This is a genomic window from Ruegeria sp. AE4 (genome assembly GCF_056542185.1).
Window position 1 is genome coordinate 71,662 of sequence record NZ_JBQFZK010000003.1, and the last position, 21,866, is coordinate 93,527.

Here is a 21,866-nt window from a genome sequence, read left to right on the forward strand (position 1 = left end):
GTTTCGCCCGTTGGGGAAGGATGAGAGGTGTTCAAAAAACATACGGCGGCGGAAAACCCGCCGCCGCTTTGCCTGAAACAGTCAGATCTTACTGCGATTGCAGCTCTGCCGGGGATTTTTCAGCAATCGTTTCCCAGTTTGCGCTCGCGCTTTCGATGAAACCCGGGATGTCGCCTTCCCAGCGCTCCTGAATGTCTTTGGACAGGTTCAGGTACAGTTTGTTGTCGACGATCTTCCAGTGGTTCGGGTCGCCGTCGAATTTAAAGCCCATGGCCGCGCCGAAGGCACAATAGCCACCATATGCGGGCAGGTATGCTTCGGGGTTGGCTTCAAAGGCTACTTTGTTTTCTTCCGAAGAGAACCGGTACAGTGCCTCATCGTGCAACGCAGTGATGCGGTAGTCGCCTTTGGTTGCCTCGCCAGCAGTGAAATACGCCACCGGATCATAACCCTGCATCGCCAGACCGGTCGAGCTTGCGTTGATTTCAACACCAGCCGCCAGCGCGGAGGTTGCCAATGTGACAGACAGTGCCACGCCACTGATCAGAGATTTAAACTTGTTCATTGCTTCACCTTTCGTGAAAAGAGCCCGTTCGACACCGCGAAAATTGCCGCCGTAAGGCCCAGATTGTTGTCCTGTGTGGCCCGTAATTGACCGTCACGATAGCGATTTGGGAAGCGGGCTGATCACGTTCAAAACAATGATTTGTGATTGTGCGCAGGTGATAGAGCCACTGTTCTTTTTTGCCGATCTCGCCTCAGGCATCCGGCCTTAGGTTCAGGACAAATGCGATGACTTTGCATGCGGACATTTCACAGGGTCTTAGCAACGCGCCGCTGCCCATGGTCTGATACAGGTTCAGGCTGATATAGTCGGCTCCGCCCAGTTCGTGCGCAACCAGCTTGTGGGATTTACCACCCGCCATTCGTTGACGCACAACAACATAGCGCCGACCGCCGGAGGTTCCGGTGAAACTGCCCAAGGGCAGTGCAAAAAGGGCATACAGAAACCCGTCTGGCGCGATCACGGCTTTCCGATTCTGGGTTCCGTTCCGGCCTTGATCCGCGCGACGTTCGAGCTGTGCCGCCAGTAGACCAGAAGTGTCAGAATTATCCCAAGGATAAATGTAGTCCCGTTTGACAGCAACAACACCCAAGTCGTTGACAGCGCGGCCGCAGCCAATGCGCCAACCGAGGATATCCGCCAGATTGCCGCCGCGACCAGCCAGGTCAGGCAGCAGGCAACACCGATGCGCCAGTCCAGTGCCAGCCAAAGCCCCAGAAAGGTTGCCACGCCCTTGCCACCCTTGAAGCTCAGCCAAACCGGAAAGCAATGGCCTAGAAACGCCATAAGAGCGGCAACCTGGGCTGCATCTTCACCCGCATATGCGCGTGCGATCAGAACGGCCGCCGCCCCCTTGCCTGCGTCAAACAGCAAGGTCAGTGCCGCAGCGGTCTTGTTGCCGGTACGCAGAACGTTGGTTGCTCCGATATTGCCGGAACCGATCTCGCGCAGATTTCCCAACCCCATGAACTTGGCCAGCAACAGGCCGAAGGGAATAGAGCCCATCAGATATCCAACCACCGCCCATTGGAGCAGTTCGCTAGTTGAGTTGTCGATTGGGGGCATCAGGGTCTCCGGAACACTTCATTACCTGCTACATAGGTCGAAATGACCTTACCTTGCATCCGCTGGCCGTCAAATGGAGTGTTCTGAGATTTCGATTTTAGTGCAAACCGATCAAGCACAAAAGGCACATCCGGGTCGAACAGAACCAGATCCGCTGGCGCGCCTTTCGACAGGCGACCGCTGTCCAGTCCAAGCCGCTTGGCCGGGTTAAGGGCCATGGCCCGAAAAAGCGTCGGCAGATCCAGCTGGCCCGCGTGATACAGGCGCAAGGCCGCGGGCAGAAGCGTTTCCAGTGCGACCGCACCCGAGGCCGCTTCTTCAAACGGCAGGCGCTTGCTTTCTTCGTCCTGAGGGGTGTGCATCGAGCTGATGATATCGATCAGCCCGGTGCGAACAGCTTCAATTACCGCTTGCCTGTCGTCTTCTGATCGCAGCGGCGGCTTGACCTTGAAGAAGGTGCGATAGTCGGCCACGTCAAGCTCGTTCAACGTCAAGTGGTGGATCGACGTCCCTGCGGTTATGTCCAGCCCATTGCGCTTGGCGCGCTCCAGTGCAGGCAGCGCCCGGGCAGTGGTGATTTGGTCGGCGTGATAGGCGGCACCGGTCATCTCCAGCAGGGCAATGTCGCGGTCCAGCCCCATCCGCTCTGCCATCGGTGACACTACGGGCAAGCCGCGCAGTGCCGCGAACTTGCCACTGGTCGCTGCGGCCCCGGCGCTCAGCCCCGGCTCTTGCGGGTGGGCTATCACAAGCGCGCCACAGGACTTCGCATAGGTCAGGGCACGGGAAAACACCTTGGTATTAGTGATGACGTGATCGCAATCGGTGAAGGCGATCGCGCCCGCGTCCATCAGAAACCCGATCTCGGTCATCTCACGCCCTTCGCGCCCTTTGGTCAGGGCAGCCATCGGCAGAACATTGACTGGCGCATCGGCCTGCGCCCGGCGTGTCGCGAATTCCAGCGTTTCCGGTGTGTCGACTGCTGGCAGAGTATCCGGTCGGGTGACAATCGTCGTGACACCGCCAGCTGCAGCAGCAAGTCCTGCTGACCGATAGCTTTCCTTATGACGTTCACCGGGTTCACAGACCTTGACGCCAATATCGATGATGCCAGGGGCGAGGCACTTGCCGTTGCACTCTACGATATGCCCTTCAGTACACGGCGCGCTTCCTTCGCCTCGGGCGGTAATCCGGCCATTGTTCACCTGCAACCAGCCAGTTGACTCTGTTCCGGCTTCGGGGTCGATCAGGCGGGCGTTGGCGAAAAGAACGGAAGTCATGGAACAGCCCTTTCGATGGCGGCCTTCGTGGCGGCGGGATCGGCCTGATACTTGATCAGGTGTTTGTCGCCGCCTTTGGTAACGACTTGGACAAAACTGCCCATGGTTTTAACCGCCTCGACCTGATTCAGCGGTACTTTGCGGGGACCGGGGCCGGTCAACAAAGTGCCGGTCATCTCCCAGTTAGCAGCCAGTTCTTCCGATGCCAGATACCACGCGCGGATGCCAATTGCGGCGAGGCCGGCGGGTGCTCCGGTCCAGACATAAGGGTTGCCGGTCAACCACAAGACAGCCATTGCACCGGCCATGGCAGCCGCCGCTAGCCATGCATTGGTGCGGATATACGCGCCCTTGTCCGGGGCAAAGACTACAGGATCAGCCATAGAATCCCTCCGGTGACCAAAAGTACTGCCAATGCCATAACAGCCGAGCCTATGCGGAGCGGTTTGTTGTCAACCGGCGCGGTTTGCGGGGCGGAGAAAGGCTTGGCACTTTCGGTTTCGATCACACCGCCGGTCCAATTGGTTGCCACTTCCGTGAAAAGACCCGTCAGGTGAAGCCGGGGATCGGGTTCAAGGGTCGTGGCCTGGTCTTTGAACGCCGCGCTGCGCAGAACCATGACCCATCCGCCGATCTGCGCCAGCGCCGCACGGTCCAACTGATCCTCGGACACGCCGCACCCTTCGTTCAGATAGCCGTAAAGCCCAAGTGCTTCGAGGTCGGATACCGGAAAAATGTCGATCTGCTCGGGGTCCAGCCCGTCGATGCCAAGCACCTGATCGGCGGCACCCGGTTCGCGCAGGAACTTTGCCTCTTCCGGGCGCATGTCCAGTGTGAACAGGCGCAGAACGCCGCGTTCATGGGGGGCGACTTTCAGATTGTTCATGCAACCTCGCGCAGGTTGCGGGCCAGAAGGTCCATGGCGGCCATGCGGACAGCGACCCCCATCTCCACCTGCTCCTGTATTACGGATCGATTGATGTCATCAGCCAGGGTTCCGTCGATCTCAACCCCGCGGTTCATTGGGCCGGGGTGCATGACGATGGCATCGGGCTTGGCCAGCGCCAGCTTTTCCGCATTCAAGCCGTAACGGTGGTAGTACTCACGTTCTGACGGGATGAAGCCTCCGTCCATTCGTTCTTTCTGAAGGCGCAGCATCATGACCACATCGACGTCTTTGAGACCCTCGTTCATGTCGTCATAAACCTCGGCCCCGAACTCGGCGAATTGCGACGGCACGAGTGTGGGCGGGCCGATCAGACGAATGCGGTTTTCCATCTTGCCCAGCAGGATCAAATTGGATCGAGCAACACGAGAGTGCGCGACATCGCCGCAAATGGCGATGTTCAGACGGTGCAGGCGACCTTTGGCGCGGCGGATCGTCAGCGCGTCCAGCAAAGCTTGTGTCGGATGTTCGTGCCGCCCGTCGCCTGCGTTCAGAACAGCGCAGTTGACCTTCTGCGCCAGCAGGTCGACCGCGCCCGAATGCGGGTGACGCACCACCAAAAGGTCGGGATGCATCGCGTTCAGGGTCAGCGCAGTGTCGATCAGCGTCTCGCCCTTTTTGATCGAACTGGCCTGCATCGCCATGTTCATCACATCTGCACCCAGACGCTTGCCAGCCAGTTCGAAGCTTGCCTGCGTTCGGGTCGAGTTTTCAAAGAACATGTTGATCTGGGTGAGCCCCGACAACACATCCGAATGTTTGGTCGACTGGCGGTTCATGTCGACATAGGTTTCGGCCAGATCGAGAATTTCGGTGATATCGGATTGCGACAGATGCTCGATGCCAAGAAGGTGACGATGGGCGAAACGCATGGGCGGGCTCCTGTCTGACAATCGGGCCGCTTATAGAAAGCCACGCGGTGCAAAGCAACCTAAGGATCAGAACCCTCTGGCAGTTTTTCGCAGCCGCCTTCGGGCAGACATTGTTCACCTGGTTTGCACCATTTGCCGTATCCGCAGTCGATGGCTTTGATCGGCACGCAACCCTGATGGTCCGAGCATTTGAATCCCGGACGGCACTGCGAGCCTGTTTCTTCGCACAGGAACCATCCCGGACGGGAACACCCCCCACCCGGCAGACAGGACGAGCCGCGCGCACAAGTTCGGCCATCCTCGCATATCGTAGGAGGGGCTGTACCCGGATCTGGTGTGATCCGTTCACATTCGCCGCGCCCATTGCAAAAACTGTCACCGGGGCAATCCAGACGCGATGTGCATTTGTTCACGCCTGCGGGTGCACAGCTCGCTCCTCCCGCTACGCAGCGTTCAAACGGGCCGCAGCTGCGCCCGCCACCGCAATAGGTGCCGCCCAGCGGTATGCAGTGCCCATCAAAGCTGCATCTTTGACCGCCGGAACAGCAGGTGGTGCCGCATTTGAACTGGCCCGCACGGCACTGGCCCTGTTCGTTGTGGAACGTCGCCAATGCCGGATTGCCGGTAAGCACCAGTCCAAGCCCGATCAGGAGGATTCGCAAGGTTCTGAGCATCGTGCCCTGATGGTCGGCGCGACAGAGCGACCGATCAAGCCCAATTCGCTTTCCATCAGCCCTCAGGCGGGTAAATTATCCATATGGAATCGGGCTTGGACTATTACTCTGCACGGGCCTTGCTGGAATGGCAGGTCGAACTGGGCGTGACCGAGGCAATCGGGGATGCTCCGGTTGATCGATATTCGGTGCCGGACACATCACCAAAGCCCAAGAAGGCAGAAGTTGCGGCAGCCATCCCGTCAAAGCCCGGACAGACCGACCCGGTAACGGTTGCGCAAGCAGCGGCCAAGGGGGCGGGGTCACTGGATCAGCTGCGCGATGCGATGGAAGCTTTTGATCACTGCGAGCTGAAGCGCGGGGCGCGGCAGTTGGTTTTTGCTGATGGAACGCCCGGTGCGCGGGTGATGATTATTGGTGAGGCTCCGGGCCGCGACGAAGACCGCGAGGGCAAGCCCTTTGTCGGGCGCGCGGGCCAGTTGCTGGATCGCATGTTGGCCGCGATTGATCTGGATCGCAGGCAGAACGTCTATATCACAAACGTGCTGCCATGGCGGCCCCCACAGAACCGTGACCCAAAGCCCGAAGAAATCGGGATGATGAAGCCCTTCCTGGAACGTCACGTGGCGCTGGCCCGGCCCGAGGTTCTGGTGGTGATGGGCAATATCAGCTGTCAGGCCGTTCTGGGCAAGCGCGGGATTACCCGATTGCGCGGCCAATGGGATCAGGCGATGGACCTGCCTGTGATCCCGATGTTTCATCCAGCTTATTTGCTGCGCCAGCCGCAAATGAAGCGGCAGGCCTGGGCTGACCTGCTGGAGTTGCAAGCCCGGCTGCGAGGTGAGGCATGAAGGTCTTGGCGTTTTCCGATCTTCATATGGCACGCAACCGCGCCGCTGATCTGGTGGCGGCCAGCGCTGATGCCGACCTGGTTATCGGCGCAGGGGATTATTGCAATATGCGGCAGGGTCTGGACGAGGCGATGCAAATGCTTTCGGGCGTTTCAGCGCCGCTGGTCCTGATACCCGGGAATGCAGAAAGCGCAGAGGATCTGGGCAAAGCTGTGCCCGAGGGTGTGCATGTTCTGCATGGAACGGGAATGACGGTGGATGGATTGCGCCTGTTCGGGCTTGGCTACGGTGTTCCACCCACACCGTTTGGTGATTGGTCCTGTGATCTGACCGAGGGTGAGGCCGCCGAACTGCTGGCGCGCTGCAGCGGAGCAGATATCCTGATTTCGCACTCACCGCCCAAGGGCCATGGGGACGTGACCTCGCAAGGCATGGCTGTGGGCTCGATCGCTGTTCGGAACGCGATCGAGCGGATACAGCCCCGATTCACGTTTTGCGGCCATATTCACGACAGCTGGGGATATCGCGGCTCGATCGGCCGCACCCGGATCGCCAACCTTGGCCCCAAGGTAAACTGGTTCGAGATCGCTGTATGATTGAGTTGGTAACGCTGCTTGCCTTCATTCCCGCCGCGCTGGCGCTGAACCTGACACCGGGCGCGGATATGATGTTCTGTTTCGGTCAGGGCCTGCGATCAGGTCCGCGCGCAGCAATTGCCGCAAGTGCTGGGATTTCCGCGGGTGGAATGATACAGGTCCTTCTGGCTGGGCTGGGCCTCGGCGCGGCGGTTGCGGCCTTGCCATGGCTGTTCGATGTCATTCGCTGGGTTGGTGTTGCATACCTGTTGTATCTTGCCTGGGGTGCTGTTCGAAATGGCGCAGTGTCGGCCGAGGCCCCCGTCAAACCGGCCCGGTTGTCCTTTCGGGATGGGATGCTTGTCAATCTGACGAACCCCAAGGTTATTCTGTTCGTTCTGGCCTTTATCCCGCAATTTGTAGACCCGTCGCGGGGGTCGGTCCTGATGCAGTTTTTGATCTTCGGCACAATCATCGGCATCGGTGGGTTCGTCGTGAACGGGCTGGTTGGTGTTTTCGCCGGAAGCGCGGGGCGCCATCTGGTCTCGAATCCGCGCGCCTCACGTATTCTGGGCTGGATTACAGGGGGCATTTTTGCGGCCCTTGCGGTCCGGCTTGCCATTCTGGAAAGGGCCTGACACCACATGTCGCGCATTGATGAAACCATGGAGTTCATCCCGGTTAAGATCGCCGTACTGACTGTTTCGGATACCAGATCGATGAAAGAGGACCGCTCGGGACAGACATTGGTGGACCGGATTGAAAAGGCAGGCCATGTCGTCGCGGATCGCAGGATAATTCGGGACGAGCGCAAACAGATCGCAGATCAGTTACGCGCGTGGGTAGCGGACGAACAGATCGACGTCGTGATTTCGACCGGCGGCACGGGTCTGACTGGGCGCGATGTCACCGTCGAGGCGCATCGCGATGTCTATGAAAAAGAGATCGAAGCCTTTGGCACTGTCTTCACGATCATCTCGATGGGAAAGATCGGAACTTCGGCGGTGCAGTCACGGGCGACGGGGGGCGTTGCCGGGGGGACATACCTGTTCGCATTACCCGGCAGTCCGGGGGCCTGCAAGGACGCGTGGGACGGTATTTTGGAAAAACAGTTCGATTATCGCCATCGCCCGTGCAATTTTGTGGAAATAATGCCCAGATTGGACGAACATCTGCGACGGAAGTAGACTGGTCATACGTTCCATTCCGTATAACCGCCTTGTGGCTTGGCATATTTCCTGATCCAGCTACATGTTGTGGACGGCAGCGTGGTGCAACCGGGGTAACTGATTGATGCGATTTCTGCGGCATAGTCTTGTCGGTATTTTTCTGGCGTTTCTGGCGCTGGCTTTGTTGTTTGTTGCCGTGCAGATGATCGTTGGGGCCGTTCAGGAGGCTTTGACGCACGATAACGCGACACCTCCCGCTCGAGAAAGGATCTTTGCTGTTTCGGTTCGGCCTGCCGAGGCGGAAACCGTCACCCCATATCTTGAAGCTTTCGGAGAGGTTCAAAGCCGCCGCAGGCTGGAGTTGCGCGCGGCGCTTGGTGGTCGCGTTGTCGCGCTGGCGGAAGACTTTGAAGATGGTGGAATTGTTGAGGCTGGCGAAGTGCTGGTTGAACTGGACCCGGCAGATGCGCAATCCGCACTGGATCGGGCCAAGTCCGACCTCTTGGACGCTCAGTTTGAAGAGCGCGATGCAGAACGCTCGTTGCTGCTGGCGCAGGACGAGCTGAAATCGGCTGAGGCTCAGGCGGAACTGCGGGAAAGGGCGTTGCAACGTCAACGCGATCTGGAATCTCGGGGCGTGGGGGCCGCCGCTAGCGTGGAAGAGGCCGAACTGGCTGCCGCAGCGGCGCAACAGGCCGTACTGGCGCGGCGTATTGCGCTGGCACAGGCTGAATCCCGTGTGGATCAGGCATCAACCCTGTTGGCCCGCGCCATGATAGCACTGGAAGCTGCGGAACGTGATCTGGGCGACATGACAATCCGGGCGGGCTTTGGCGGTACTTTAACGGATGTGACGCTTGTGGAAGGGCGGCTGGTATCGGCAAATGAAAAGCTGGCTGAACTGGTTGATCCCAACGACCTTGAGGTGGCATTTCGGGTGTCGACCGCGCAATATGTGCGGCTTTTGGATGGCGGCGATCGTCTGATCAACGCGCCGGTAACCATATCGCTCGAAGTGACAGGGACCGATCTGACCGCGATTGGCCAGATTAGCCGCGACAGCGGGTCTGCCGGTGAAGGCCAGACCGGGCGGTTGATCTATGCCCGTCTGCAAGAGGCATCGGGGTTTAAACCCGGGGATTTCGTTACGGTTTCAGTTCAGGAACAACCGCTTGCCGGAGTTTACCGACTGCCGTCGTCGGCCCTTGATGCATCCGGAACAGTTCTGGTGCTTGGCCCTGATGACCGTTTGGAAAGCCTGCCGGTTCAACTCATCCGCCGCCAGGGGGACGAGGTTCTGCTGCGGGGCGACGGTTTGGAAGGGCGAGAGGTCGTCGTCGGGCGAACCCCCCTGCTTGGGTCGGGCGTGCGGGTGCGGCCCCTGCGGTTTGAGGCGGGTGCAGACCCCGGAATGGTCGAGCTGACGGACGAGAAGCGCGCCGAACTTGTGGCGCAAGTCGAGGCGAACAGTGCGATGCCTCCGAAGGAAAAGACGCAGGTTCTAACCCGGCTGCGCGAAGCTCGTGTGCCGACGTCTTTGGTGCGCAGCATTGAAACCAGGGCTGGGGGATAAACGCCATGATGCGCGAGATACCTGGCGCGGCGGGCGGCATTCTCAGTTACTTCACGCGGCATCGGACAGTTGCCAACCTGCTGTTGCTTGTCATGCTGGTTCTTGGCGCGGCGGCAATCCCGAACATGCGGGCGCAGTTCTTTCCGGACGTCATTCTGGAACGCGTCGATGTATCCGTAACCTGGGATGGTGCCGGGCCCGAGGACATGGACGCCGGGATCGTGCAGTTGCTGGAACCTGCGCTGCTGGCCGTCGAAGGGGTGACCAGTACCGAGGCTTCCTCGCATCCGGGCTGGACCCGTATCAGGCTGGAATTCGAACCCAACTGGGATGTGTCCCGCGCTGTTGAGGAAGTCCGGACCGCCGTAGACGCTGTCACAGATCTGCCGGAAGACGCTGAGGAGCCCAAGATTCAACGCGGTGCGTGGCGTGATCGGGTGACGGATGTGGTGATTACCGGTCCGACCGATACTGCTCAGCTGGCTAAGCTGACGGATGAGCTTATCAATCGTTTATTCGCATCAGGTGTGACCCGCACGACAATCCGGGGTATTGCCGCACCGCGCATCGTTGTCGAGGTCACCACCGCTCAGTTAATCGCAAACGATATAACGATGGCCGAAATCGCGGCAGCGATAGGTGCCGAAGTCAATACGGACCCCGCTGGCAATGTCGAAGGCGCGGGTGCTCGTGTCCGGGCGGGAACTGAGAAACGCACGCCGGAACAGATCGAAGGCATCGCGCTGCGGACGAACGAAGACGGGTCGAAGCTGAAGGTTGGCGACATAGCCACAATTCGGATTGAAGGCGTCACTCGCGACCGCAGCTATTATGTGGGCGATAATCCCGCCATGTCGATCAGAGTGGACCGGTCGAACCTCGGAGATGCGATAGGTATTCAGCACACGGTCGAGGACGTAGCCCGCGAGATGCAGGCCAGCCTGCCTGAAGGTGTGAGAATTGATCTGATCCGTACCCGTGCGCAAGCGATTACCGACCGGCTGAACATCCTCGTGGATAACGGGCTGATGGGGCTGGGGCTGGTTGTCATCCTGTTGTTCCTGTTTCTGAATGCGCGCATTGCGTTTTGGGTCGCGGCGGGTATCCCGGTGGCGATGTCGGCGGCGATCGCGCTGATGTATCTGGGCGGTCTGTCGCTGAACATGGTTTCCCTGTTCGGTTTGATCATCACCTTGGGGATCGTCGTAGATGATGCGATTGTCGTGGGAGAGCACGCCGATTATCGCGCCCGCCGATTGGGTGAGACACCTGTGGAAGCCGCTGAGCGTGCCGCCCGTCGAATGGCAATGCCGGTTCTGGCCGCCACAGTAACGACCGTGATTGCGTTTTTCGGCCTGACGTTGGTTGGAGGACGTTTCGGAGAGCTGATCCGCGATATCCCCTTCACGGTGATCGCAGTTCTGGTTGCATCGCTGGTGGAATGCTTCCTGATCCTGCCCAATCACATGGCGCACGCAATTGCGCATTCGGCCAAGGAACACTGGTACGATCTGCCGAACCGTGTCGTCAATCGTGGCTTTCGTTGGGTTCGGGATCACTTGTTCCGCCCGTTGATCGCTTGGGTGATCTGGGCGCGTTATGTGGTCGCCGCGTTGATGATTGCTATTCTGGCCAGTCAGGTTGCATTGTTCATTCGCGGCGACGTGAACTGGCGGTTCTTCAACGCACCTGAACGCAGCTCAGTCAGCGGCGGGTTTATCATGCGCGAAGGGTCGACCCGGTCAGATACGCTTGAAATGATGCGCATTCTACAGGATGCGACCAACGAGCTGGGCCGGATCTACGAAGAGCGTCATGGCCGAAATCCAATTGACTATGTCCTGGCCGAGGTTGGTGGCAATGCCGGGCGTGCTCTTGCTGCGGCTGACGGCAAGGACGGCAGTGTGCTGGGGGGCATTTCGATTGAACTGATCGACGCCGATCTGCGCCCATATTCGAGTTTTGAGTTTGTGGGCGAGCTACAGGATTTCGTACCGCGCCACCCCAAGGTCGAGGTGATCAGCTTCCGCGGTTGGCGGTCCGGCCCCGGTGGCGACGCCATCGACGTGCAGTTCTATGGCTCGGACGTAAATGTCCTGAAAGCCGCATCAGAAGATCTGCAAAGCGCGCTGTCGAAGTTTCCTGAAGTCTCGGCGCTCGAAGACACTCTGGCATATGACAAGGAAGAGTTTCTTCTGGACCTGACAGCGCAGGGTCAGGCGCTGGGTTTTCGGATCGAAACGCTGGGGCGGGCTTTGCGCAACCGTTTGAACGGGATTGAGGCCGCAACCTTCCCCGACGGGCCGCGCAGTGCCGAGATCCGTGTCGAACTGCCCGAAGGTGAACTGACGGCAGATTTTCTGGAACGAACTCTGATGCGTTCTCCTGATGGGGTCTACGTACCTTTGGCTGATATCGTTTCGGTCGAGCGCAAGTCCGGGTTTTCGACGGTTCGGCGTGAAAACGGCCTGAGGGTGGTTTCGGTAACAGGTGACATTTCGGAAGACGATCCGGCACGGGCCGCCGAAATTGAACGCGTGATGCAGGACGAGATCCTTCCCAATATCGCAGCCGAAAGGCAGGTTGAGTGGCGCATGTCGGGTCTGAGCGAACAGGAAAACGAGTTCCTGTCCGAGGCCCGCAACGGTCTGATCCTGTGCCTGACCGGTATTTACCTTGTACTGGCCTGGGTGTTTGCCAGCTGGACACGACCCCTTGTGGTCATGGCGATTATTCCCTTTGGCCTGGTCGGGGCGATTTGGGGCCATTACATCTGGGAGGTGCCACTGAGCATGTTCACGGTTGTCGGGCTGCTGGGCATGACAGGGATCATTATCAACGACTCGATCGTTTTGGTGACCACGATCGACGCATACCAGCAGGATCGCGGGTTGATTCCGTCGATTCTGGATGGCACGGCGGACAGGTTGCGACCTGTCATGCTGACCACGCTGACGACGGTTCTTGGGCTAGCGCCCTTACTATACGAAGGCTCTCAACAGGCGCAGTTCCTGAAACCGACAGTAATCACACTGGTCTACGGGCTTGGTTTCGGAATGTTGCTGGTGTTGGTACTTGTGCCTGCCTTGCTGGGAGTTCTCAATGACGTGGCACGTCCGATGACAGCCATGCGCCGCGCGGCGCGGGCCCCTGACAAGGTTGTTCGTGGCGCGTTGGCCGGAACCGGCGCGATGCTTGGGGTCTGGTTTGCCTTGACGATGATCTGGCCTGCCATCAACGGTGCACCGCTTGCCATATTACAAGGTCTTTATCCCGGTGATGATGGCATTGCCGCATTGAAAATGGGGCTGGGCGCGTTTGTTGCCGGAGCTGTGCCGATTGTGATTCTGAGCATTGCTGCCTCAGGCATGCTTTATGGTCGCCTCACGAAATCGGCAGATGCTTAAACCGCACGCAAGGCATATTCCATAAGCTCAATGACCCGCGCGCTCATGGGCAGGTTGCCCTGGCGTATCTGATCGACGGGAAACCACCGGGCATCCAATGCGTCGTCACCGGCCTTTGGCGTGCCCGAGCGATACTGGCAGGCGACCCCGACCAGCAGGTAATGGGACACGATCAGCCCATCTGGGGTTCGGCGCACAAGGTCCAGATTTTTCAGATAATGTGACGACTGCGCGATCACCGAGGTTTCTTCCAGCAATTCGCGTTGTGCCGCTTCCAATACGGTTTCACCCCATTCGACATGGCCGCCGGGAAACCCCCACAGCCCGGCGTCGGGCTGCTTGCTGCGCTGAACCAGAAGAACCTGATCCTGATGCAGAACAACGGCCAGGGCACCGATTTTTGGTGATTGGGTCATGAATTCAGCCTGCGCTGCAGCCCTGAATATCAACTGCGTGATTGGCGCCCAGAACTGTAATCCGGATTTCAGACCGATCCAGTGCAAAGGGTGTGCCCGATGCATTGATAATCTCGGCCTCGGCCACCAACGTATCACCTTGCCGTTGCGCAACCGGCTGCGACGCCCAGAGGGAGGGATTGCCGGGTTCGATCACAGCCACTTCATGACCACCTGCCGATGGCATGGTCACTCGTGCTTCGATACGCATACCATCTTTAGTCGGCGTCAGACGACAGGTGGCACTGGACACGCGAGCTTCTTGCGCGGAATAAGGGCGTTGCGCCAGTGCGGCGGCAATCGCGGGATGGCGTCCGGCATTAGCGTCGAGCGTGTGGTCAAAGCCCAGACGTTCCGGAATACAAACGTCTTTGCAAACGCCCAGATCCATTTCGCCCTGCAATCGGACCGGCTTGGCAGGGTTGTGCGGCGTAATCTCAATCGGAAGGACCAGTTGATTCTTGTAACCGATCGACTGCAACCCGTTCTGATCGAAGACATCGGGGGCAGGCCATGTGATCTCTACACGCCCGACATTGCTTGAGCGTTTCCAGTTGATTTCCGGCGGGATGCCAGCATCTCCGGGCGCGCGCCAGTAGGTTTTCCAACCATCCTCAAGCGTCACCTTCAAGGCGGTAAGATAAGTGCCGTTTGCAGTCCGTCCGCCATCCAGAACATCCAGCTGAACCACGCCGTCCAGACCCTGAGCGGCAACCGGGGCGGCCAGATGCAGGCAAGCGAGTGCAGCGACGGCAGTGTGTTTCATCGACATCTTCATCCCTCTTAAATGCGCGGCGTTGGCCCGGATTCCAAGTCACGTTCTGTTCACTGGGATGAAATCCGCCAAAATACCTGTTGTTCTCTTGCCAATAGACATGCTGCGGGGCCATTGTTGAGGTGTTCTGAGAAAGAGATGGCGGCCCATGGACCTGACCGGAAAACTGTTGATTGCGATGCCTGGTATGGGGGATCCGCGATTCGACCATTCGGTGGTGTATGTGTGCAGTCATGGTGACGACGGTGCCATGGGTTTGATTGTGAACAAGCCCTCGGACCTGCGGATCAAGACTTTGCTGGGTCAACTGAACATCGCCTGCCGTGTTCCGATTGTCGGCGAACGCCTTGTGCATTTCGGTGGGCCGGTCGAGATGTCACGCGGCTTTGTCCTTCACAGCGCCGATTACGAGGCCAACCTGCATTCAATGCAGATTTCCGAGGATTTCAGCATGACGGCGACACTTGATGTGCTCGAGGATTTGGCGTCAGGCACTGGGCCGCTGAACTCGATGCTGGCGCTGGGTTATTCCGGCTGGGGGCCCGGTCAGCTTGAGGATGAAATTGCCATGAACGGCTGGCTAACCACCGAAGCAACGTCGAAACTTGTTTTCGATGTGCCCGATGATGCGAAATGGGAGGCAGCGTTGGCTTCTTTGGGCGTGGACCCGCTGACCCTTTCTGCCAGCGCGGGGCGAGCGTGATCAGCTGTCACGGGGTGCCGCCGCGCGCCGCAGCCGGTCATTGATTGCCGCCCCCAAACCCGTGTCAGGGATCGGAGAAACGGCAATCGGTCGCCCGGTTTCGTTCAGCTGATGCAGAAACGCAAACAGATTTGCCGCCGCTTCGGTCAAGTTGCCAGTGGCGGACAAGTTCAGGTCGCACTCTACCTGCCCAAATCCCAGAAACACCTCGTCACCCTGACGGGTTTTGGCATTCAAACGGACCGGAGCGTCCGGCGCATAGTGTGATTGCAACTGGCCGGGGGCGGTCAGAAGATCACCGGATTGATGCAGATGCAGACGCATTTTCAGCGTCTCTTCGACCTGCTCCAGCGCGATGCCACCTGGACGCAAAAGTGCAGGTTCCCCAGCCAGGCCGATGATGGTGGATTCAAGCCCGACACCGCACGGCCCGTCATCCAGAACAGCCGCGATCTTGCCGCCAAGACCTGACCAGACATGACTTGCCTTGGTCGGACTGATCTGACCCGACGGGTTTGCCGAAGGCGCCGCAACCGGGCCATCAAATTTGGCCAGCAGCGTGCGCGCTGTCGGATGTGCCGGAACGCGCACGGCCAACGTATCCAAACCTGCCGTCACCAGCGATGAAATCCCGTGCCCTTCGCGCAAGGGCAAAACCAAGGTAAGCGGACCGGGCCAAAAGGCCTGCGCCAGATGCTCGGCCTGATCTGACCATTGCACATACCGTTGCGCCGCGGCGACCGAAGCGACATGTGCGATCAGCGGATTGAAACTGGGCCGCCCCTTGGCCTCGTAGATCGACGCCACCGCCTGCCCGTTGCGGGCATCGCCGCCCAGGCCGTAGACCGTCTCGGTCGGGAAAGCGACCAGAAGGCCCTGTCGCAACATATCTGCAGCCCGCGCGATACCGCCGGGATCCGCCGTCAATTCCTGAGTGCCGGTTGAGATCATAACTGGTGACGCCGCGTTTTGGTTGCTTGAAACATAAGGGACAGTAGGTAATTGATCCAAGCTCATACGCTTACCGGCGCTTGCCCACAATTCCAAGCCTGCCGATATGTTCTGAATTGTTAGCCTTCGAGAGTGATCATGCCCTATCGCACCCCAATTTCAGATTACCAGTTCCTGCTGGACCAAGTGGTCGGGTTCGACCAAGTCGCTGCGACGGATAAATTTGCTGATGCCAGCGGGGATGTGGTCAATGCGATCCTGACCGAAGCTGGAAAGATGTGCGAAGAGGTGATGGCCCCTCTGCAGCGTCCCGGTGATCTGGAACCTGCACGGCTTGAAAATGGCGTGCTGCGAACTTCTCCGGGATATGCAGACGGCTGGAAGGCAATTGCCGAAGGTGGCTGGATCGGGATCAGTGGTAATCCTGAATACGGGGGGATGGGGCTGCCTATGACCATCACCACGGCGGTCAACGAGATGATGAGTGCCGCCTGCCTGTCGCTGCAACTTGCGCCGCTTATGTCTCAGGGCCAGATCGAGGCGTTAGAGCATCACGCCAGCGACGAATTGAAAGCGCTGTATCTGCCTAAGATGATGACGGGGGAATGGTCGGGCACCATGAACCTGACCGAAGCTCAGGCTGGATCCGATGTTGGCGCGCTGTCTGCGAAGGCTGAGCCGAACGGTGACGGGACATATTCGATCACCGGTCAAAAGATCTTCATCTCGTGGGGCGATACCGATTTCACCGAGAATGTCTGCCATCTGGTACTGGCCCGCCTTCCCGATGGGGTGCCCGGCACCAAAGGGATCTCGTTATTCCTTGTCCCCAAATTCCTGCCTGATGAAAATGGTGATCCTGGCGTGGCCAATGATCTGAAAGTGGTTTCGCTGGAACACAAGATGGGCTTGCACGGGTCGCCCACCTGCGTGATGCAATATGACAAAGCCAAAGGCTGGCTGGTGGGTGCCGAACATGGCGGTATGGCGGCCATGTTTACCATGATGAACAATGCGCGCCTCGGCGTGGGCGGACAGGGCGTTGGCGTGGCCGAAGGTGCATATCAGCACGCGGTGGCTTATGCGCTGGAACGGAAACAAGGCAAAACGCCGTCCGGGACGATCATCGATCATGCGGATGTGCGCCGTATGCTTTTGGATATGCGTGCTGATGTTTATGCCGCGCGCGCGATCCTGTTGGCCAATGCGGTTGCGATCGATATGGCAGAGGCCACTGGTGACGCCGATTGGGCTGCGCGGGCCGCGCTGTTGACGCCGATCAGCAAGGCGTTTGGTACTCAGACCGGGATGCGTGTGGCTGAAACAGGGGTCCAGGTGCATGGTGGCATGGGATATATTGAGGAAACCGGCGCAGCTCAGTTCTATCGCGATGCGCGTGTCACCGCGATCTACGAGGGCACCAACGGCATTCAGGCGATGGACCTTGTTGCGCGGAAGATGATGGACGGGGGCGAGGCTGCTTCGAACTTGCTGGATGAGATTGAAGACCAGGCTGAACGCGCCCGTGCAACACTGCCTGATCTGGCGGGCCCTGTTTGGGAAGCCACCGAAACGCTGCGCGAGGCGACAGAATGGCTGGTGGCACAGGACGATATGAATAACCGCTTTGCAGGCGCAGTTGCTTATCTGCAGGCATTTGCCCGGGTGCTGGGCGGGCATTATCACCTGACCGCAGCCCTTGCCGACCCAGAGGGGCCGCGGGCGAAACTGGCGCGGTATTATATCAACGCCCTGTTGCCCGAACATACGGGCCTTTTGGCACGGGCACAGAACGGGGCGGATGACCTTTTCGCGCTGAGCACGGACGAGTTTGCAGTTTGATGGACGGGGATCACGTATTGGGGATCAGATATCCGTGGTCTGAACCGCCCGCGCAGGGCGAAGCCACCGAGATTGCCCAAGGTGTTCTCTGGATGCGGTTGCCCCTGCCTATGGCGCTGGACCATGTAAATATCTACGCACTGGACGATGGCGACAGCTGGACGGTGATCGATACGGGGCTGTCCTCGAACAAGACGCGGCGCATCTGGGAAGCATTGATGGCCGGACCTCTTGCAGGCAAGCCGATCAGGCGGGTGGTGGTGACTCACCACCATCCCGACCATGTTGGCAATGCCGGATGGTTTCAGACGGAACACGGCGCCGAGCTGGTGACAAGCCGCACCTCGTGGCTGTTTGCGCGGATGCTGACGCTGGATGTGCAGGAAACCTGGCCGCAAGAAACGCTGGGTTTCTATCGCAGCGCGGGCATGGCATCCGAAGTTTTGAACAAACGGATGGCGGACCGGCCCTTTAATTTTGCCGACACGGTCTATCCCATGCCGCTGGGTTTTACCGGGATCAAGCAGGGTGACGTGATCCGTATGGGTGGACGTGACTGGGACGTTCATATGGGCAATGGCCATGCGCCGGAACACGCCACCTTCTGGAGCCGCGATGACAATCTGGTACTCAGCGGTGATCAGATCCTCAGTTCAATCAGTCCCAATCTGGGTGTCTATGCGACCGAACCCATGGCAGATCCGGTGTCAGGATGGATGGAGGCCTGTGAGAGGCTTCAGGTACTCGCCCGTCCCGATCATCTGGTTTTAGGCGGGCACAAATTGCCCTTCACCGGTCTGCCGTTGCGCATGAAGCAGTTGATTGACAACCACCATGGCGCGCTGGAACGGTTGCTGGATCATCTGGATCAGCCCAAATCTGCCGCTGACTGCTTTATGCCGCTGTTCAAACGTACAATCCAAGAGGGTGAGTATGGCCTTGCGCTGGTTGAGGCGGTTGCACATGTAAATCACCTCTACCACATTGGTGCAGTAACCCGGACGCAACGCGCGGATGGGGCATGGCTGTATCAGCGCAAAGGGTAGACGAATGCAGGACCAGATCGAAACCTCGGCCGAGGCCGCAGAAGCCGCAGCGTTGCCAAGATGTTACGAGGTGCACGCCGATCCGAAAGCCGAATCCGGAACCAAAAAACTGCCAGAGACGCTGAAAAAACCGGTGGCCAGCAAAAGCCCCGCACAATGGGCCTACGAGCGGCTAATCCTGTATATCCAGAATTTCGAACAGACATTGGACGGCGATCATGAGGTCGCCATGGGTTTCACTGGCGGCGATGCAGGCGTGATGCGGATCGAGGGGATGGGTTATTTCGACCCCGACATGATAACCTTTTACGGGTCCGACGGGACCGGAGCCCGCACGCAACTGGTGCAACATGTCAGCCAGTTGAACGTGATGTTGCGTGCGCTTCCCAAATCGGTTGAAGACAAGCCAGCCAACCGCATCGGGTTCCGCCTGGCTGCGGACCTGAAAGACAGCTGACTTGCAATTCACGTTTGCGCGCCTTTGAATGAATGAATCAGTTCGGAGGCGACCGCGTGAACAGATATTTCCATGCCGTAACACATGCCTACGCGGGGGCTTGGGCCCGGCGTCGGGTTTTTGTGCCAATTTATATCGCTGTGCGATTACTGCTTGTTGCGCTGATTGCGCCAGGGGTGGCACTGACGGTCAATCTGGCAGTCTCTCTGTCTGACCAGACGGCCTTGACGGATCAGGACATTGCCATGTTCCTGCTGTCTCCGGTCGGGTTTATCTCGTCTGTTGTAGTTCTGAGCCTGTTTCTGCTGGCCGAGGTCTTTGTGTTCTCGGTCATGGCCGGGTCGCTGCGTATGGGCGAACAAGATCCCTGGCGCGCTGGCAGTGCGGCGCTCGCGTTGATCCTGTCCCGTTTCCCGGCGTTGTTCGGATTTGCCGTGCGTTTCATCCTGCGTGTCCTGTTGCTTGCCCTGCCATTCGTGGCTGTCGCTGGCCTGATCGCGTGGTGGAAGCTGACTGAATACGACATCAACTATTACCTGACCTTCCGCCCCCCCGCCTTCAAGGTGGCGGTTCTTCTGATCGGAGTGGTTGTTCTTGTACTGGCGTGGCTTTTGATCCGTCGCCTGTCCGCCTGGGCGCTGGCCCTGCATTTGGTCCTTTTCGAACGAACTGCGCCCCGAACGGCGTTTGCCCAAAGTGCGCAGAAGATCGAAGGCAGGCGCGGGCGGTTGAAGATCGAACTTGCCCTTTGGCTGGGGATGCGCCTTGTCATCGCCGCTTTGATTGCCGCAGTGGCCAGCCTTTTGTTTACTTTCGTACCCGTGCAGGACGGCAGCAACCTCAAGCTGGCCCTGACCTTCAGTTTTGTCGTCGCAGGGCTGTGGTCATTGGCGGGGCTGGTTCTGGCGGCAACGGCGCTGGGCGCGTTGGCCGTCTTGTTGGACGGGTTTTTCGATATTGACGCAAAAAAGATCGCCCACCCAGAACCCCGGAAAATTCGGGCGCCTGTATTTGTGACAGTGGGCGCATCCCTTGCCGCGTTGGTTATTGGCCTTTGGTCAGGTCAAAGTCTGCTGGAACGTGTGCAGGCCCCGGATCATGCCGAGGTCATTGGCCACCGGGGTGCAGCGGCCTTGCGGCCGGAAAACACGATGGCCTCGGTTCTGAAAGCCATCGAGGACGGCGCGGATTGGGTTGAAATCGACGTTCAGGAATCTGCGGATGATGTGATCATCGTGGCCCATGACAGCGATTTCATGAAGCTGGCGGGTGTTAACCTGAAGGTCTGGGATGCAACGATGGCGGATGTGGCAGATATCGACATCGGCAGCTGGTTTGATCCGGAATACGCCTCGGAACGAACGCCAACTCTGCGTGATGTGCTGGAGGCGGCCAAAGGCAAGTCCAGGGTTCTTATCGAACTGAAATACTATGGCCATGATATTGATCTGGAAAACCGGGTGATCAATCTGGTGGAAGAGTTGGAGATGCAGGACGAGGTCGCCACCATGTCGTTGAAATATCCGGCCGTCCAAAAGATGAAGAAACTGCGCCCGGACTGGCGTTCGGGTGTATTGGCGGCCACAGCCGTTGGTGATCTGTCGGGGTTGGAGGGCGAGTTTGTCGCCGTTAACGCAGGGATGGCGACGCCGGGTCTGATCCGAAAGGTTCACGATGCCGGCAAGGATATCTATGTCTGGACAGTGAACGATCCGCTGCAAATGTCTAAAATGGCGTCTATGGGTGTTGATGGCCTGATAACCGATCGCCCGGCCATGGCCAATGAGGTTCTTCGCGTGCGCGCTGAAATGGGACCGGCAGAGCGGCTGATGCTGTGGCTGGCCACGACATTCGGATTACAGGTCGACACCAAGGCGATGCGCGATGAAAGCCCTTAATCTGTCGCTGCTGTTACTCATCATTCCGCATGTTGCCTTGGCACAGGACTTGATGCGCCGGTTCGAAATGCCTGCCCATCACGCCTTGATGGACCAGAGCGACGGAGCCGAGCTGCAACCATTCGAAACAGACGGGTGTTCGGGTGGGTTGTCCGCAAGCTGGCGCTGGGTGGCAAAGCAATTCCCACAGGTTGGCGAGCTTTTTGAAGAACATCCGCCATGGGAAAACTGTTGTGTGATCCACGACCGGGCATATCACAACGCTGGCGGAACGGATTCGGCCGAGGAAAGCTATGACGCGCGTTTAGCGGCGGATGATGCCCTGCATGCCTGTGTTGCGGCGCATGGAGATCTGTATGCTGACCAATATGCCGATCGCTATGATATGGAACCTGATCAGATCCGCTCCATTCATGCGATCACAGCGGATGCCATGTATGGGGCGGTTCGTTTCGGTGGCGGGCCGTGCAGCGGCCTGCCCTGGCGGTGGGGGTTTGGGTATCCCGGGTGCTCGGTCCTCAAGTAAGCGCGCCCTGCGCGCGAATGACGTGGTGACAGGCGTTTTGTTTTCCATTATCCAACAAGTCAAACACGCGAATTGGGATTCTGAGACTCATGGCTGAACACAAACACGGCGAAATGAACATCGACGTTCAAACCAAAACTTTTAACGGTTTCATCAAAGCCACCACCTGGTGTGTGGTTGCAATCGCCTTGTTGTGCCTGTTCCTGGCAGTTTTCGCCTCGTAAGCAACTCGGGGG

24 protein-coding genes are annotated in these 21,866 nt (G+C 58.7%); 13 read left to right on the forward strand and 11 right to left on the reverse strand.

What is annotated here, in order from left to right; all coding sequences use genetic code 11:
• Positions 1-88: 88 nt before the first annotated feature.
• From ACR0EK_RS06905 to ACR0EK_RS06940, 8 genes are all read right to left on the reverse strand, one after another.
• Complete coding sequence (locus ACR0EK_RS06905; protein ID WP_267365535.1) at positions 89-565, reverse strand: YHS domain-containing (seleno)protein; 477 nt, start codon at positions 563-565, stop codon at positions 89-91.
• Positions 566-758: 193 nt separating this feature from the next.
• The gene (locus tag ACR0EK_RS06910) at positions 759-1,028 is read right to left on the reverse strand and encodes a hypothetical protein (protein WP_480483043.1); all 270 of its coding nucleotides are present in this window, start codon (positions 1,026-1,028) and stop codon (positions 759-761) included.
• A complete protein-coding gene (plsY, locus tag ACR0EK_RS06915; RefSeq protein ID WP_480899205.1) occupies positions 1,025-1,630 on the reverse strand; it encodes a glycerol-3-phosphate 1-O-acyltransferase PlsY in 606 nt (201 codons plus the stop codon). Before plsY ends, ACR0EK_RS06910 begins: the two co-directional genes overlap by 4 nt.
• Complete coding sequence (gene pyrC / locus ACR0EK_RS06920) at positions 1,630-2,910, reverse strand: dihydroorotase (RefSeq protein ID WP_480899207.1); 1,281 nt, start codon at positions 2,908-2,910, stop codon at positions 1,630-1,632. Before pyrC ends, plsY begins: the two co-directional genes overlap by 1 nt.
• On the reverse strand, positions 2,907-3,293 hold the full coding sequence (locus tag ACR0EK_RS06925; protein WP_480506675.1) for a hypothetical protein: 387 nt from the start codon (positions 3,291-3,293) through the stop codon (positions 2,907-2,909). The genes pyrC and ACR0EK_RS06925 overlap by 4 nt, the downstream gene beginning before the upstream one ends.
• Positions 3,278-3,796, reverse strand: a complete 519-nt coding sequence (locus ACR0EK_RS06930; protein ID WP_480899209.1) for a hypothetical protein — start codon at positions 3,794-3,796, stop codon at positions 3,278-3,280. The genes ACR0EK_RS06925 and ACR0EK_RS06930 overlap by 16 nt, the downstream gene beginning before the upstream one ends.
• On the reverse strand, positions 3,793-4,728 hold the full coding sequence (locus ACR0EK_RS06935; protein WP_267366053.1) for an aspartate carbamoyltransferase catalytic subunit: 936 nt from the start codon (positions 4,726-4,728) through the stop codon (positions 3,793-3,795). Before ACR0EK_RS06935 ends, ACR0EK_RS06930 begins: the two co-directional genes overlap by 4 nt.
• Before the next feature lie 59 nt (positions 4,729-4,787).
• The gene (locus ACR0EK_RS06940) at positions 4,788-5,402 is read right to left on the reverse strand and encodes a scavenger receptor class F, member 2 (protein ID WP_480869902.1); all 615 of its coding nucleotides are present in this window, start codon (positions 5,400-5,402) and stop codon (positions 4,788-4,790) included.
• Positions 5,403-5,485: 83 nt separating this feature from the next.
• On the opposite strand from ACR0EK_RS06940, the gene ACR0EK_RS06945 reads away from it, so the two are divergent.
• The 6 genes from ACR0EK_RS06945 to ACR0EK_RS06970 all read left to right on the forward strand — a co-directional run bounded on the left by ACR0EK_RS06945 (position 5,486) and on the right by ACR0EK_RS06970 (position 12,977).
• Complete coding sequence (locus tag ACR0EK_RS06945; protein WP_480899212.1) at positions 5,486-6,253, forward strand: uracil-DNA glycosylase; 768 nt, start codon at positions 5,486-5,488, stop codon at positions 6,251-6,253.
• Complete coding sequence (locus ACR0EK_RS06950; RefSeq protein ID WP_480899214.1) at positions 6,250-6,849, forward strand: metallophosphoesterase family protein; 600 nt, start codon at positions 6,250-6,252, stop codon at positions 6,847-6,849. The genes ACR0EK_RS06945 and ACR0EK_RS06950 overlap by 4 nt, the downstream gene beginning before the upstream one ends.
• Complete coding sequence (locus tag ACR0EK_RS06955; RefSeq protein WP_267366057.1) at positions 6,846-7,466, forward strand: LysE family translocator; 621 nt, start codon at positions 6,846-6,848, stop codon at positions 7,464-7,466. The genes ACR0EK_RS06950 and ACR0EK_RS06955 overlap by 4 nt, the downstream gene beginning before the upstream one ends.
• Before the next feature lie 6 nt (positions 7,467-7,472).
• Positions 7,473-8,015, forward strand: a complete 543-nt coding sequence (gene moaB / locus ACR0EK_RS06960; RefSeq protein ID WP_480486593.1) for a molybdenum cofactor biosynthesis protein B — start codon at positions 7,473-7,475, stop codon at positions 8,013-8,015.
• Between the two features lie 106 nt (positions 8,016-8,121).
• Positions 8,122-9,570: an efflux RND transporter periplasmic adaptor subunit gene (locus ACR0EK_RS06965; protein ID WP_480486830.1), complete on the forward strand. Its 1,449-nt coding sequence runs from the start codon at positions 8,122-8,124 to the stop codon at positions 9,568-9,570.
• 5 nt (positions 9,571-9,575) lie between these two features.
• Complete coding sequence (locus ACR0EK_RS06970; RefSeq protein WP_480899216.1) at positions 9,576-12,977, forward strand: efflux RND transporter permease subunit; 3,402 nt, start codon at positions 9,576-9,578, stop codon at positions 12,975-12,977.
• On the opposite strand, the gene ACR0EK_RS06975 is transcribed toward ACR0EK_RS06970, so the two are convergent.
• Together ACR0EK_RS06975 and ACR0EK_RS06980 are read right to left on the reverse strand one after the other, a co-directional pair.
• A complete protein-coding gene (locus tag ACR0EK_RS06975; RefSeq protein WP_480486596.1) occupies positions 12,974-13,393 on the reverse strand; it encodes an NUDIX hydrolase in 420 nt (139 codons plus the stop codon). The genes ACR0EK_RS06970 and ACR0EK_RS06975 overlap by 4 nt on opposite strands.
• 4 nt (positions 13,394-13,397) lie before the next feature.
• Positions 13,398-14,198, reverse strand: a complete 801-nt coding sequence (locus ACR0EK_RS06980) for a protein-disulfide reductase DsbD domain-containing protein (protein WP_480899376.1) — start codon at positions 14,196-14,198, stop codon at positions 13,398-13,400.
• A gap of 157 nt (positions 14,199-14,355) precedes the next feature.
• On the opposite strand from ACR0EK_RS06980, the gene ACR0EK_RS06985 reads away from it, so the two are divergent.
• Entirely contained in the window at positions 14,356-14,910 is a 555-nt protein-coding gene (locus ACR0EK_RS06985; protein ID WP_480483069.1) for a YqgE/AlgH family protein, read from the forward strand.
• On the opposite strand, the gene ACR0EK_RS06990 is transcribed toward ACR0EK_RS06985, so the two are convergent.
• The gene (locus ACR0EK_RS06990; protein WP_480899218.1) at positions 14,911-15,861 is read right to left on the reverse strand and encodes an L-threonylcarbamoyladenylate synthase; all 951 of its coding nucleotides are present in this window, start codon (positions 15,859-15,861) and stop codon (positions 14,911-14,913) included.
• A gap of 138 nt (positions 15,862-15,999) precedes the next feature.
• On the opposite strand from ACR0EK_RS06990, the gene ACR0EK_RS06995 reads away from it, so the two are divergent.
• The 6 genes from ACR0EK_RS06995 (at position 16,000) to ACR0EK_RS07020 (ending at position 21,854) form a co-directional block, all read left to right on the forward strand.
• Complete coding sequence (locus ACR0EK_RS06995; protein ID WP_480486599.1) at positions 16,000-17,703, forward strand: acyl-CoA dehydrogenase; 1,704 nt, start codon at positions 16,000-16,002, stop codon at positions 17,701-17,703.
• On the forward strand, positions 17,703-18,749 hold the full coding sequence (locus ACR0EK_RS07000; protein ID WP_480483075.1) for an MBL fold metallo-hydrolase: 1,047 nt from the start codon (positions 17,703-17,705) through the stop codon (positions 18,747-18,749). The genes ACR0EK_RS06995 and ACR0EK_RS07000 overlap by 1 nt, the downstream gene beginning before the upstream one ends.
• 4 nt (positions 18,750-18,753) lie before the next feature.
• Positions 18,754-19,206 carry a DUF6173 family protein gene (locus ACR0EK_RS07005; protein WP_480475001.1) on the forward strand — a complete coding sequence of 151 codons (453 nt, stop codon included), beginning with the start codon at positions 18,754-18,756 and terminating at the stop codon, positions 19,204-19,206.
• Positions 19,207-19,262: 56 nt separating this feature from the next.
• The gene (locus ACR0EK_RS07010; RefSeq protein WP_480967697.1) at positions 19,263-21,104 is read left to right on the forward strand and encodes a glycerophosphodiester phosphodiesterase; all 1,842 of its coding nucleotides are present in this window, start codon (positions 19,263-19,265) and stop codon (positions 21,102-21,104) included.
• Positions 21,091-21,630, forward strand: a complete 540-nt coding sequence (locus ACR0EK_RS07015) for a hypothetical protein (RefSeq protein WP_480967698.1) — start codon at positions 21,091-21,093, stop codon at positions 21,628-21,630. Before ACR0EK_RS07010 ends, ACR0EK_RS07015 begins: the two co-directional genes overlap by 14 nt.
• A gap of 113 nt (positions 21,631-21,743) precedes the next feature.
• Positions 21,744-21,854, forward strand: a complete 111-nt coding sequence (locus ACR0EK_RS07020; RefSeq protein WP_480486832.1) for an aa3-type cytochrome c oxidase subunit IV — start codon at positions 21,744-21,746, stop codon at positions 21,852-21,854.
• Positions 21,855-21,866: the final 12 nt, after the last annotated feature.